This is a genomic window from Mesorhizobium sp. IMUNJ 23033 (genome assembly GCF_044778005.1).
Taxonomy (GTDB): domain Bacteria; phylum Pseudomonadota; class Alphaproteobacteria; order Rhizobiales; family Rhizobiaceae; genus Mesorhizobium; species Mesorhizobium amorphae_A.
In genome coordinates this window covers 119,630-133,272 of record NZ_JBJACT010000002.1, presented here as the reverse complement: position 1 = coordinate 133,272, position 13,643 = coordinate 119,630, and the positions used below count along the sequence as shown (strand labels likewise).

General features: G+C 65.0%; 9 protein-coding genes. 3 read left to right on the top strand and 6 right to left on the bottom strand.

Annotation, left to right across the window (positions count from 1 at the left end):
- Positions 1-11: 11 nt before the first annotated feature.
- Positions 12-2,324 (bottom strand): glucose/quinate/shikimate family membrane-bound PQQ-dependent dehydrogenase, encoded by a 2,313-nt coding sequence (locus ACFX5Q_RS03910; protein ID WP_404275527.1) that lies wholly within the window; start codon positions 2,322-2,324, stop codon positions 12-14.
- 265 nt (positions 2,325-2,589) lie between these two features.
- On the opposite strand from ACFX5Q_RS03910, the gene ACFX5Q_RS03905 reads away from it, so the two are divergent.
- From ACFX5Q_RS03905 to ACFX5Q_RS03895, 3 genes are all read left to right on the top strand, one after another.
- Positions 2,590-4,230 (top strand): LuxR C-terminal-related transcriptional regulator, encoded by a 1,641-nt coding sequence (locus tag ACFX5Q_RS03905; RefSeq protein ID WP_404275525.1) that lies wholly within the window; start codon positions 2,590-2,592, stop codon positions 4,228-4,230.
- A 185-nt stretch (positions 4,231-4,415) separates the two neighbouring features.
- A complete protein-coding gene (locus ACFX5Q_RS03900) occupies positions 4,416-5,696 on the top strand; it encodes a flavin-containing monooxygenase (RefSeq protein WP_404275523.1) in 1,281 nt (426 codons plus the stop codon).
- 142 nt (positions 5,697-5,838) lie between these two features.
- Positions 5,839-8,532 (top strand): ATP-dependent helicase, encoded by a 2,694-nt coding sequence (locus ACFX5Q_RS03895; RefSeq protein ID WP_404275521.1) that lies wholly within the window; start codon positions 5,839-5,841, stop codon positions 8,530-8,532.
- A 21-nt stretch (positions 8,533-8,553) separates the two neighbouring features.
- Here ACFX5Q_RS03895 and ACFX5Q_RS03890 read toward each other — a convergent pair whose 3' ends face one another.
- From ACFX5Q_RS03890 to ACFX5Q_RS03870, 5 genes are all read right to left on the bottom strand, one after another.
- Positions 8,554-9,603 carry an ABC transporter permease gene (locus ACFX5Q_RS03890; protein WP_404275520.1) on the bottom strand — a complete coding sequence of 350 codons (1,050 nt, stop codon included), beginning with the start codon at positions 9,601-9,603 and terminating at the stop codon, positions 8,554-8,556.
- A complete protein-coding gene (locus tag ACFX5Q_RS03885) occupies positions 9,600-10,397 on the bottom strand; it encodes an ATP-binding cassette domain-containing protein (protein WP_404275518.1) in 798 nt (265 codons plus the stop codon). Before ACFX5Q_RS03885 ends, ACFX5Q_RS03890 begins: the two co-directional genes overlap by 4 nt.
- Before the next feature lie 64 nt (positions 10,398-10,461).
- Positions 10,462-11,475, bottom strand: coding sequence for a substrate-binding domain-containing protein (locus ACFX5Q_RS03880; protein WP_404275517.1), 1,014 nt, complete (start codon positions 11,473-11,475; stop codon positions 10,462-10,464).
- A gap of 106 nt (positions 11,476-11,581) precedes the next feature.
- The gene (locus ACFX5Q_RS03875; RefSeq protein WP_404275515.1) at positions 11,582-12,490 is read right to left on the bottom strand and encodes a sugar phosphate isomerase/epimerase family protein; all 909 of its coding nucleotides are present in this window, start codon (positions 12,488-12,490) and stop codon (positions 11,582-11,584) included.
- Positions 12,487-13,518 (bottom strand): Gfo/Idh/MocA family protein, encoded by a 1,032-nt coding sequence (locus ACFX5Q_RS03870; RefSeq protein ID WP_404275513.1) that lies wholly within the window; start codon positions 13,516-13,518, stop codon positions 12,487-12,489. The genes ACFX5Q_RS03875 and ACFX5Q_RS03870 overlap by 4 nt, the downstream gene beginning before the upstream one ends.
- Positions 13,519-13,643: the final 125 nt, after the last annotated feature.

Sequence of the window (13,643 nt, the reverse complement as noted above, 5' to 3'; positions counted from 1 at the left end):
GGTCCGAGCATCTATTTCGGCAACGTGTAGGCCATCACATAATCACCCGGCTTGGTGCCGACCGAGCCGTGGCCGCCGGCAACGATGACCACGAACTGGCGCCCGTCGGCGACCGTGTAGGTCATCGGCGTCGACTGGCCGCCGGCCGGCAGCCTGGCTTTCCAGAGCTGCCTGCCCGATGTCAGATCATAGGCGCGCATATAGTCGTCGACCGCCGCACCCAGGAAGGCGACACCGCCGGCGGTGATCATCGGCCCGCCAATGCCGGGCACGCCAACCTTGAACGGCAACGGCAGCGGCGTCATGTCGTAGACAGTGCCGTTGCGGTGCTTGTAGATGATCTTGCCGGCCCTGAGATCGGCGCCCGCCACATAGCCCCAGGGCGGCGCCTGGCAGGGAATGCCGAGCGGCGACAGGAACGGTCCCATCACCACCGCATAGGGCGCGCCCTCGTTGCGGTTGAGCCCTTGCTCGCTGCCGCGCCCTTCATCCGGCGGCGGCACCTGGTCGCGTGGAATGAGCTGCGACTTGAACGCCAGATAGGTCGGCATGCCGAACATCACCTGCCTGACCGGATCGACGGCGACGCCGCCCCAGTTGAAGGTACCGAAATTGCCGGGATAGATCAGCGAGCCCTGCACGGACGGCGGCGTATAGCGGCCTTCATAGCGCAAGCCTTGCAATTCGATGCGGCACGCCAGCTGGTCGAACATGGTGATGCCCCACATGTCGGCGCCGGTCAGCGGCTTCGGATTGAAGGAGAGATCCGATTCCGGTTGCGTCGGCGAGGTGTGGTCGCCCTCGATCGCGCCGCCCGGCGCCGGCACTTCCTTGACCGGAACGATCGGCTCGCCGCTGCGCCGGTCGAGCACATAGAGGTCGCCCTGCTTGGTAGGCCCGACCAGCGCCGGCACGACGCCGCCAGCGGTGGTGATGTCGACCAGCGTCGGCTGTGCCGGAACATCCATATCCCAGAGGTCGTGGTGCACGGTCTGCCATACCCAGCGCAACTGCCCGGTGTTGAGATCGAGCGCGGTGATCGAGGAGGAGAATTTCTCGACATTGGCGCTGCGGCCCATGCCGAGCTGGTCCGGCGTCTGGTTGCCGAGCGGCACATAGAGCAGGCCGAGCTTCTCGTCGGCGCTCGGCGTCGACCACATGTTAGGCGAGTTGTTGGTGTAGGTCTGGCCGGCCGGCAACGGCGTCGTCTGGTCGGGATTGCCGGAATCCCAGTTCCACAGCAAGGCGCCGCTGTCGACATCGAAGGCGCGGATGACGCCGGATGGCTCCTCGGTCGAATAATTGTCGTTGACCGCACCGCCGACGATGATCTTGCCGCCTGATATCAGCGGCGCCGAGGTCGAGTAGTAATAGCCCGACTTCGGATAGGGCATCCCGGTCAGCAGGTTCAGCGTCCCGCCTTCGGCAAAGGACGGGCAAATCTGCCCGTTCGCGGCGTCGAGGGCGATCAGCCGCGCGTCGGAGGTCGGCAGATAGACGCGCGCCGCACAGGGCTGGCCGGCGGCGATCTTGGCGTCGGCATAGTAGGACACGCCGCGGCAGGTCTGGTGCTGGCGGTCCTTGTCCAGTTTGATCTTGGGATCGTAGCGCCATTTCTCCTTGCCGGTCGCGGCATCGATGGCGATGGCGAAATTGTGCGGCGTGCAGATGTAGAGCGCATCGCCGATTTTCAGCGGTGTCACCTGATAGGTGGTTTCGCCGACATCGTCGGGCCCCTTTATGTCGCCGGTGCGGTAGGTCCAGGCCGGCTGCAGATTGGCGACGTTGTCGGTGGTGATCTGGTCGAGCGGCGAGTAGCGCTGGCCATATTGCGTGCGGCCGTAAAAGTGCCATTCGCCTTCGGGCACATTGCCGCCGAGATCGGCGGTCGGCGTCACCTTGTCGGCGCTGAGTTGACCGGCGATGTCCTTGGGATCGGCGGTCATCGAGTAACCGGCCACCGCAAGCGAGGCCAGCACCGCGAGGATGAGCGGCGCCCGTCCGTCCGGACCGGTGAGCCCCCGCCTCGCCCATGGTGTTAGCAACCATAGCGCCAGAAGCACGATGATGCCGCCGCGCGGCCCGAGCTCCCACCAGTCGAAGCCGATCTCCCAGACCGCCCAGCACAGCGTGCCGATGACGATCGCCGCGTAGAGCCACAGCGCGATGGATTTGCGCCTGTAAAGCAGCCAGGCGGTGATCAGGAAGCCGAGACCGGTAATGACGTAGTACCAGCTGCCGCCGAGCGACGCCAACCAGATGCCGCCGCCGCCGAGAATCAGACCGATGAGAGCAAGGACCACGGCGGTGAGGACGGTTGCCATAACGACACTCCTTCAGGCGCAGCAGGCGAGCGGCCGAAAACCGCCGTCTCGAAATGGAAACGCAGCCCGCTTTCGATTCTGTTTCATCTCGCCGCCGCAGTTTTCCGCCCGACCGCGCGAGGTGTCAAATTAGCAGGACAGTATGTTTTGATACTGCGGGCATCATTCTGGCATGTGCTTCGGTCCTGTTGCTGCTCACGTTGAAATGACCGGGATGCCGGCTGCCATTCTTCTGCCCGTTGTCGGGCGATGCTATGCTTTGCCTATGAAAGCCGATGCCGCCTCGTTGCTCGAACGGGCCCGCCACGCCTATGGACAGCGGGCATGGGCGGACGCATTCGAGCTGCTACGGGCGACCGACGAGATCACGTCTCTCGGCGCGGAAGACCTCGAACGGCTGCTCTGGACGGCCGGCATGCTGAACCGCGATCAGGACATCTTCGCCGCCGGCGAGCGTCTCTTCAACATCCATATCGAAGCCGGCCGTGACGATCAGGCGGCGTATTGGGCGTTCTTCCGTGGCTTCCGGCTTTTGACGTTGGGCGAGGAAGGCCACGCAACTGCCATTGTCCAGCAGGCGCAGCGCCTGGCGGATGGCTTTGGCCGCGAGTGCGCGGCGCATGGCTATCTGTTGTTGCTGTCGGCACAAAAGGAACTCATGACCGGCAACGACCCGGCGTCGGAGGCGCTGGCAAGACAGGCGCTGGCGATCGGCGAACGCTGCAGCGACATCGACCTGATCGCCTTCGCCAGATGCTATCTCGGCCGCGCGCTGGTGCGGCAGGGCCGGGTCGAGGAAGGCATCGCCTCGCTCGACGAAGCCATGCTGCCGGCTGCCGACGGCAAGCTGTCACCCATTGTCACCGGCCTCGTCTACTGCAACCTGATCGCCGCATGCCGGCAAGTCTATGCGTTCGATCGTTCACGCGAATGGACCGAGGCGCTGTCGAACTGGTGCGGAGCCCAGCCGCAGCTGATTCAGTTCAACGGCGTCTGCCTGTTGCATCGGGCCGAGATCATGGAGTTGAACGGCGCCTGGCAGGATTCGATTGCCGAGGCGCGGCGTGCCACGCGCCTGCTTGCCCATTCCAGCAGCAACGAAGCGGCAGCTGGCGCGGCTTACCAGGAGGCCGAAATCCATCGGCTACGCGGCGAGTTCGCCGCCGCCGAGGATCTTTATCGTGCCGCCAGCCGGCTCGGGCTCGAGCCGCAGCCCGGCATGGCGGTGCTGCGCCTCATGCAGGGCCGGGCCGAGCAGGCAGCGGCAACCATTCGCCGCGTGCTTGCCACGACCAAGGCGCCGCTCGGCCGTGCCCGTCTGCTGCCGGCGCTGGTCGAGATCACGATGGCCGCGGGCGCTGCCGACGAAGCGCATGAAGCCTGCGAAGAGTTGGAGATGATCGCCGGCCGCTTCGCCACCGACATCCTGGCCGCAATGGCCGCGCAGGCGAAAGGCCAGATCGAGATGGCTGGAGGTGATTCCGCGGCAGCGCTTGGCCATTTCCGCGCCGCGCTGACGACCTGGCAGCGCGCCGGCGCTCCCTATCTGGAAGCCCGGCTTCGCGTGCTGGCCGGCCAAGCCTGCCGCATGCTTGGCGACGAGGACGGAGCTGAACTGGAATTCGAGGCCGCCAGGTCGATTTTCACCGCGCTGGGCGCGGCACCCGACCTCGCCCGCGTCGATCAGTTGATTCAGCCGGCTTCTACACCCTCGCATGGCTTGACGCGGCGCGAGATCGAGGTCCTCGGCCTTGTCGCCACAGGCAAGACAAACAGGCTGATCGCGACAGACCTCGGCCTCAGCGAAAAGACCGTCGACCGGCATCTCAGCAACATCTTCGACAAGCTGGCGGTCAACTCGCGCGCCGCCGCGACAGCCTACGCCTTCCAGAACGGCCTGTTCTAGCATCCGAAAGATCGCTTGCACGACGATCCGAGGATCGCGTTTACGACGATCCGAGAGATCGCGTGGGGGGCATGGGGGAAAATCCCCATGCCGCTTCTTTTCCGTCGTGAGGTATCTCCCCGAAGCGCCGCCGCGCCGGATCGCTATTTTCGCTCCATGGCTGACGAAAACCGCATGGAGCGATCATGAACCAGATTTCGACACCTCGTCCGACCTCAAGCCCCGTACTGAAACCGCACGGCCGCGTCGGCATCACCGAGACCAGGGCGCGCGCCGGTTCCTTGCTGGAACAAGGCGCGGCATTCATGCAACTGGAGGCCGGTACGCTGCAGGCAGCGGGCAGCCAGGCGCCATCAGGCGACGAAAGGCGTCCCGCGCTCAGGGAAGAGCATGTCGACGTCGTCGTCATCGGCGCCGGCCAGAATGGCCTGTCCGTCGGCTATCACCTTGCCCGCAAGGGCGTGAAGTTCGTCATCCTGGAGGCACGCGAGCGCGTCGGCGACGTCTGGCGTTCGCGCTGGGATTCGCTGCGCCTGTTCACGCCGGCACGCTTTGACAGGCTGGCCGGCATGCCCTTCCCCGCTGCCCGCTATTCCTTCCCGACCAAGGACGACATGGCCGACTATCTGGAAGACTATGCGAAGAAGTTTTCCCTGCCGGTGCGCACCGGCGTCAAGGTCGACGAGGTAACCCGTTCCGGCGACCGCTACATCGTCACTGCCGGCCAGACCCGGTACGTCGCCAGCCACGTCGTGGCCGCGGCCTCGAGCTACCAGAAGCCGAAGATCCCGGATTTCGCGGCGTCTCTCGATCCGTCGATCCGGCAATTTCACTCGGGCGTCTACAAGAACCCTGGGCAGCTCAATCCGGGCAGCGTGCTGCTGGTTGGTGCCAGCAATTCCGGTGCGGAAATCGCTATGGATCTCGCGGCTACGCATCAGGTCTGGCTGGCTGGCCGGCATCCCGGCCACATCCCCGTCGCCTACAATGGCTATTTCGCCATGCGTCTGGTGCTGCCGATCGTCCTCCGCATCGTTTTCCACCGCCTGCTCACGGTCGACACACCGATGGGCCGAAAGGCCAAGCCGCAGCAGCTGTCGCATGGCCTGCCGCTGATCCGGGTCAAGCAGCAATCTCTGGATGCCGCCGGCGTCCGCCGGGTCTCCCGCGTTGTTGGCGCCCGGGACGGCAAGCCGCTGTTCGACGACGGTCAGCTTCTCGACGTTTCGAACGTCATCTGGTGCACCGGTTTCCGGGCCGGGCTGGATTGGATCAAGCTGCCGATCTTCGACGACAGCGGCCGGGTGAAGCAGTATCGCGGCACGGTGGAGGGCGAACCCGGCCTCTATGTCTGCGGCCTGCATTTCCAGCATTCGACCTCGTCCACCATGATCCATGGTGCGGCTCGCGATGCCGGCTATGTGGCGGACAAGATCGGCGAGCGGATGCGGGCGGCCGCCCGGTAAAGGCTGACGGACGGGCTTTTGAACGCATTGTCGGGCGCCGGGGCGACAATATTCGCACGGCGCCCGGCAATTGCGCTGACAAACGAGAACAAAACGGAGACACTTCTGGCCTTTCGCTGCCGAATCACTACATTCGGGGGCGATGTCCGGCTTTTCGGAAGACATGCCCTTTTTTGACGAACCGAATGCGCGGCCCACGGCCCCGTCCGGCATCGCCGCGCGCGCCATGGCCGCCCGCAGCGGCCACAACAACGCACCCGACTATCTGAAAGGGTTGAACCCCGAGCAGCGGCTGGCGGTGGAAACCACCGAAGGCCCGGTCCTGGTGCTGGCCGGCGCCGGCACCGGCAAGACCCGCGTGCTCACCACCCGCATCGCCCACATCCTCGCCACCGGCAAGGCCTTCCCGTCGCAGATCCTTGCCGTCACCTTCACCAACAAGGCCGCGCGCGAGATGAAGCAGCGCATCGGCATCCTGATCGGCGAAGGCAATGTCGAGGGCATGCCCTGGCTCGGCACGTTCCACTCGATCGGCGTCAAACTGCTGCGCCGCCATGCCGAGCTTGCCGGGCTCAAATCCGATTTCACCATCCTCGACACCGACGATGTCGTGCGCCTGATCAAGCAGATCATCCAGGCCGAAGGGCTGGACGACAAGCGCTGGCCGGCCAAGCAGTTCGCCCAGATGATCGACGGCTGGAAGAACAAGGGCTTAGGCCCCGCCGACATCCCTGAGGGCGACGCGCGCAGCTTCGCCAACGGCAAGGGCCGCGAACTCTACAAAGCCTATCAGGAGCGGCTGCAGACGCTGAACGCCTGCGACTTCGGCGATCTGCTCTGCCACCCGATCCGCATCTTCCGCGCCTATCCGGATGTGCTGAAGGAATACCACAAGCGCTTCAAATACATCCTCGTCGACGAATACCAGGACACCAACACCGCGCAATACATGTGGCTGCGCCTGCTGGCGCAGCGGCCGGAAGGCAAGCCGATCTCCCCCCTTGAGGGGGAGATGTCCGGCAGGACAGAGGGGGGCGCCTCACGCCGACAGGCCGGTGGGGCACCACCCCCCTCTGTCGGCTCCGCCGACATCTCCCCCTCAAGGGGGGAGATCGGGCGCTCTTCGACCGAAACCCGCGCCACCGTAAACATCTGCTGCGTCGGCGATGACGACCAATCCATCTATGGCTGGCGCGGCGCCGAGGTCGACAACATCCTGCGCTTCGACAAGGATTTTCCCGGCGCCACCATCATCCGGCTGGAGCGCAACTACCGCTCGACGGCGCACATCCTTGGCGCCGCCTCACATCTCATCGCCCACAATGAGGGCCGCTTCGGCAAGACACTGTTCACCGACCGCGACGAGCCCGAGGACGACAAGGTGCATGTCCATGCTGCCTGGGATTCCGGGGAAGAGGCGCGCGCCGTCGGCGAGACCATCGAGGCCTACCAGCGCCAGAAGCACAATCTGAACGACATGGCCATTCTTGTCCGCGCCTCCTTTCAGATGCGCGCCTTCGAGGACCGCTTCATGGAGATCGGCCTCAACCACCGCGTCATCGGCGGCCCGCGCTTCTACGAACGCCTCGAAATCCGCGATGCCATGGCTTTCTTCCGCGTTGTCGCGCAAGGCGCCGACGACCTCGCCTTCGAGCGCATCGTCAACGTGCCGAAGCGCGGCCTCGGCGAAGCCACCATCCGCCAGATCCACGACACGGCCCGCGCGCTGCGCATTCCGATGCTGGAGGCCGCCGCCAAGCTCGCGGAGAGTGATGAGCTGAAGCCGAAGCCGCGCGCCGCACTGCGCGAAGTCGCAGCCAATTTCGAGCGCTGGCAGAAGGCGCTGGAAACCACGCCGCACACCGAACTCGCCGAGACCATACTGGAAGAGAGCGGCTACACCGACATGTGGAAAAACGACCGCTCGGTGGAAGCACCAGGCCGTCTGGAGAATTTGAAGGAGCTGATCCGCTCCATGGAGGAGTATGAATCGCTGCGCTCCTTCCTCGAACATGTCGCGCTGGTCATGGACGCCGAGCAGAATGCCGAACTCGACGCCGTCAACATCATGACGCTGCATTCGGCCAAGGGTCTCGAATTCCAAACCGTCTTCCTGCCCGGCTGGGAGGACGGTCTGTTCCCGCATCAGCGCGCGCTGGATGAGGGTGGCCGCTCCGGCCTGGAGGAAGAGCGGCGCCTTGCCTATGTCGGCCTGACGCGCGCCAAGAAGAACCTGCACATCTGGTTCGTCTCCAACCGCCTCATCCACGGCCTCTGGCAATCGACCATCCCGTCGCGCTTCCTCGAGGAACTGCCGGAAGCCCATGTCGACGTCGCCGAAAGCGGCAACTCCTACGGCGGCTACGGCAATTCCTATGGCGGCGGCTCGTTCGCCTCGGGACGTGGCGGCCAAGGGGCAGGAAGACAGAACCCTTACGGCGCCTCGCGCTTTGACAATATCGGCGAGGAGAAAGCGGGGAGCTTCTCCAACACCTATGCGACGCCCGGCTGGCAGCGCGCTCAAGCGAACCGCACCGAAGCCACCGACCGCAACTGGGGCTCGCGCTCCGGCCATCAGGTCGAGCGCATCGGCTATGGCGAAACCGATTCCGGCTACGGCGCCGGCCGCACCTCGGTCAAGGGCCGCACCATCGACGGCGAGCTGGTCGCCAAATCCGTCGCCGACACACCGTCAGCCTTCAGCGTCGGCGACCGCGTCTTCCACCAGAAATTCGGCAACGGCAACATTTCGGCCATCGAGGGCAACAAGCTGACCATCGACTTCGACAAGGCCGGCCAGAAACGCGTGCTGGACGGGTTTGTCGCGGCGGTGTGAGCAGCCTGAAAATACCTGCGTTCACCGATACCGCGCCTGGTTCCATTTATGGCCAAGCAGCGACAGGATGATGATCAGGCCGTTGAAGAACTGCACGTAGAAGCCGCTCAATCCCGCTGCTACGACACCGGTCTGGATGAAGGACACGGTGACCGCGCCGATGGCGCCGCCGACCACGGTGCCGATGCCGCCCCAGGTCGGCGTGCCGCCGACGAACACCGATGCCAGCACCGGCAGCAGATAACCGTCGCCGGCGGTCGGCCACCAGGTGAAGTTGATCATCACCGAGAAGGTGCCGGCGATCGCGGCACCGATGCCGACGAAGACGAACACTTTCACCCGGACGCGCTTGACGTCGATGCCCATCTGCTGGGCGCTGTCGGGATTGTCGCCGACCACCCTCACCTGCGCGCCGAAGCGATGGCGGTTGTAGAGCAGCGCCGACAGCACGACGAAGCCGATCGCCCAGAAGATCTGCACCGGGATGCCGTAGAGCTGGCTGGAGAAGATCTTGTAGGCCCAGCTGTCGGCCAGGCCGGTCAGCGCCATCGACTTGCCCTCGTTGATGATCTGGATCAGGCCGCGCAGCAGGAAATTCATGCCGAGCGTGGCGATCAGTGACGACAGCCCGCCATAGACGACCAGCGACCCGACCAGGAAGCCGAGCAGCGTACCGGTGACGATTGCCGCGGCAATGCCGAGGAACGGATCATAGCCGGCCTGCACCACCAGGGCGAAGACCCAGGAGGCAAAACCCATCGTCGCCGGAAACGACAGGTCGATCTCGCCGCAGGTGACGACGAAGACCAGCGGCACCACCACGAACAGCGCCACCGGCAGCGTGGTGAGCACGGAGCTATAAAGATACCAGGTGGTGAAGACGGTCGGGTTGGCGATCATGAACACCGCCATCATGACGATGAACACGCCGAGCGTGCCGAGCGAAGCGCGGTTGTCGAGAACGAAACCGCGCAGCCAGTGGTCGGACGGGTGTTTCCATTCTGGTCGGGCCGGTTCGCCGCGCGGGAGACCGAGAGGATTCTGCAGATCGGGTTCCATGGTCTTGCTCATCGCACTCGCTGCTCCGTTTCGCCGGCGTCATGCAGCCCCGCCAGTCCGCCTGGGTGCGCCACGTCTTCCATGAAGTTGATGAGGTCTTCGGCCGACTTGACCTCGCTGCGGTCGGCTGTCAGCGCCACCTTGCCGCGATCGAGCACCACGAAACGGTCGGCGATGTCGAAGACATGGTGGATGTTGTGGCCGATGAACAGGATCGAGCGGCCGCTCGCCCGCACCTGGCGCACGAAGTGAAACACCTTGGCGGTCTCGGTCAGCGACAGCGCCGTCGTCGGCTCGTCGAGGATGATCAGCTCCGCCTGCTTATAGATGGCGCGTGCGATCGCCACGCCCTGGCGTTCGCCGCCCGAAAGCTGGCCGACGATCGAGTGCGGCGTGAACACTTTCGAGGTGAAGCCGATCTCGCGCATCAGCCGGCTCGCCTCCTCGATCTCCTTGCCGACTTTAAGCCAGCCCAGCCAGCTGGTCAGTTCGCGACCCATGAAGATGTTGCGCACGATGGTCTGCTGCACGGCCAGCGCCCGGTCCTGGAACACCGTCTCGATGCCGGCGTCGCGTGAGCGCGCGGCACTCCACCCGGTCACCGGCTTGCCGCGAACGAGGATCTCGCCGCTGGTCGGCTTGACCACGCCGGACAGTATCTTGATCAGCGTCGACTTGCCGGCGCCGTTGTCGCCGATCAGCCCAACCACCTCGCCGCGATCGACGCTGAGATTGACCCCACCAAGCGCATAGACCTGGCCGTAGGATTTGCTGATATCGCGCAGTTCGATGATGCGTTCGGCCATGGCGGTCCTCGCTTGGTTCCGGCTGCCGGTCGGGCCTGTCCGACCGGCATGCCGAGGTTACGGGTCAGCGCAGCGCCTGCTTGGCGAGCTCGGAGACGATCTCGTAATTCTGCGGCGTGACGAAGCCGGCGCCGGTGTCGACATTCATCGGCGCAAGACCCAGCACCACTTGCTGGCAAAGGCTGAGGATCGGCAGATAGCCTTGCAGGAACGGCTGCTGGTCGGCCGTCAGCTGCACCCAGCCGCCCTTGAAGCCCTCGACGATCTGCGGGCTGGTGTCGAAGCCGAAGTTGAAGATGTCGCCTGGCTTTCTGCCCGCAGCCTGCATGTAGGTGGGAACATTGCCGAGCATCTGCCCGCCGGGATAGCCGACCGCCTTGACATCGGGATTGTTGAGCAGTGCCGCGGTGATCACCGGAATGGCCAGGTTCGGATCCGAAGCCCACTCGCCGCTCGGCGGCGAGGACAACTGGATGACCTCAACGCCGGCTTCCTTCAGCGCCGCCACCGTGCCGCGCTCGCGCGCGCCGCGGTTCTCGTTCTCGAACGGACCGATCATGATCGCCTTGTCGCCGGCCTTGAGCCCGCCGAGCTTGAACGCCTCGGCGCCGAGCGCGCGGCCCTGCTGCTCCTGCTGCGCACCGACATAGCCGCCGCCGAACGCCGCCACCACCTTCGGCACCGGCACGTTCTGGTACATCATCTTGATGCCGTCCTTGTGCGCCAGTTCGGCCAGCGGCATGATCGAAGCGTCGCCCGGGTGGCCCATCATGGCGATGCCGCCGGGCTTGACCGCGACCGCTTCGCGCAATTGCTGCACCATCTTTTCGACGTCCCAGCCGGAGAAGATGTAGTCCACCTTCGGCCCGAGATCGGCCGCCGCCTGCTTGGCGCCATTATAGACGATGGTGCCGAAAGCGTCGCCCTCGGCGCCGCCGACGAAGAAGCGGATATGGACGTCCTTGCACCATTGGGCGTCGAGCGCCTGCGCCGGCAGAGTGGAGATTGCGGCGCACAGCGCCGTGGCCGCCGCCACGACGCTCGAGCGCAGAAGTGTCGTTCTCATCGCGATGCTCATGCACGTTCCTCCCTTTTGGTCCCTCGCAAGCCGAGGGGGTTTTCGACGATGGCTTCGGCTTGGCGCCGCAGTTCCTGGCCGGCCGGCTCCTCCCGCCGGCCAATCCTCACATTGGATTTGGCAGGTAGCTGACACCTCCCCTGCATTGCTGGAGGTATTCCAGCGCGCGGACCTGCCCGGTGATCTCCAGATCGCCGCGATAGACCGGGTCGTGCCAACCTTCGATGTCGATGGCGCCTTTGTATCCGGCCAGCCGCAATTCGCTGATCACCCGCGTCCAGTCGCTGTCGCCGAAGCCCGGCGTGCGCATTTGAACAAACGGAAGGCGGCCGAACACGCCATGTTCGCGGATCACGTCCCAGCGCACCGTCGCGTCCTTGCCATGGACGTGGAAGATACGCGGCGCCCATTTGCGGATCTGCGGCATCGGATCGATCAGGTAGACGAGCTGGTGGCAGGGCTCCCATTCGAGGCCGAGATTGTCGTCCGGCAATTCGTTGAACATCAATTCCCAGGCGTCCGGATTGTGGGCGATGTTCCAGTCGCCGGCAGCCCAGTTGCCGTCCATCGCGCAATTCTCGAAGGCGATGCGCACGCCCTTGTCGGCGGCGCGCCTGGCCAGCGGCCCCCACACTTCGCGGAAGCGCGGCAGGCTCTCGGGCAGCGGCTTGCCACGAATGCGCCCGGTGAAGCCGCTGACCGTGGAGGCGCCGAACAGATGCGCATGGTCGATGACCGTTTCCCAGGCCGCGAGCACGCCGCGGTCGACTTCGCCGCTCTCCAGCGGATTGCCGAACACGCCGATCGAAGACACGGTGACGTCGGCATCGCCGATCGCCTCGCGGATCTGGCCGGCCAGCCGTGGCAGATCCTTGCCGCCCAGCGTCTGCCAGAAGAAGGGCTGGATGCTCTCGAAGCCGAGTGGCAGGATCTCTCTGATGTAGGCCGCCGGGTCGTCGAGATTGGCCCGCACCATGGTGCCGATCCGGATGTCGAGAAGCGGGTTTGGCGTCATTGTGCTTCCTTTGAGATCGCCACGCGGCGTCCGGTCTCGGCGCTTTCGATGGCGCCGAAGACCATGGCCAGGCTCTTGATGTTGTCTGCACCGCGCGTTTCCGGCTGGGTGCCGGTCTCGATGGCCTGCATGAAATCCTGAATGATGCCGAGATGGCCGTCGACGCGGTCGGCGGGGTCGAGCGGCGGCACCTCGACCGGCTCGGTTTTGTCGAAAAGGCCGTCGCGGGCCGGCAGCACAAGTTCCGCCGTCAGCGCGTCATGGCCGTCCCAGGTGAGGCTGCCGTGCTCGGCGACGATGCGCCAGCTGCCCTCCCAACTGGTGCGGAAACCGGCAGCGCACCAGGAGCCGGCATAGGTAAAGACCTTGCCGCCGCCGAGATCGAAGACGGCGCTGGCCGACGATCCCTGCCGGTACCAGGAACTGGCCGGCTCCCATTCCTGGCAATAGACGCTTGCCGGCTCGCCGCCGACCATATAGCGGGCGGCGTCGAAGGTGTGGATCGCCATATCGAGCAGCAGGACATGCGCCATCTCCTCGCGAAAACCGCCGAAATGCGGCGCGACGAAGAAGTCGGCATGGATGCTGGTCGCGGCACCAATGGCGCCTGAGTCCAGAAAGCGCCGGATGCGCCTGACATTGGCGACATAGCGCCGGTTCTGCACGACGGCATGAACACGCCCGGCGCGTCGTGCGGCCTCGACGATGGCGCGCGCATTCTCAGGGCTGTCGGCCAGCGGCTTTTCCGTCAGCAAGTGGCAATTATGGGCAAAGGCGGAAAGCGCGACGTCGCGCCGGGCAGCAGGGACCACGACGTCGAACACCGCGTCGGGCCTGGTCTGGTCGAGGACCGCGTCCAGGCTGGTTCCAATGACGGCGCCGGTCAGCTCGTATTCGCGCGCCCTCGCCTTCGCCCGCTCGGCGTCAAGGTCGACAAGGCCGACAATGGCGAGCCCATCAATCTGCCTCACGGCGTCGAGCCAATGCTTGCTCATCGCGCCACAGCCGACGAGGACGACATTCATCATCCAGCGCTCCTCCTCCCCGTTCGGTCCCTCCAGACCGAAGTCACGGCACTCACGGCATCACCGTAAACGTTTTTCCGTAAACGTTTACGACAACACACCCGATGGCGTAGAATGTCAATTGGCCG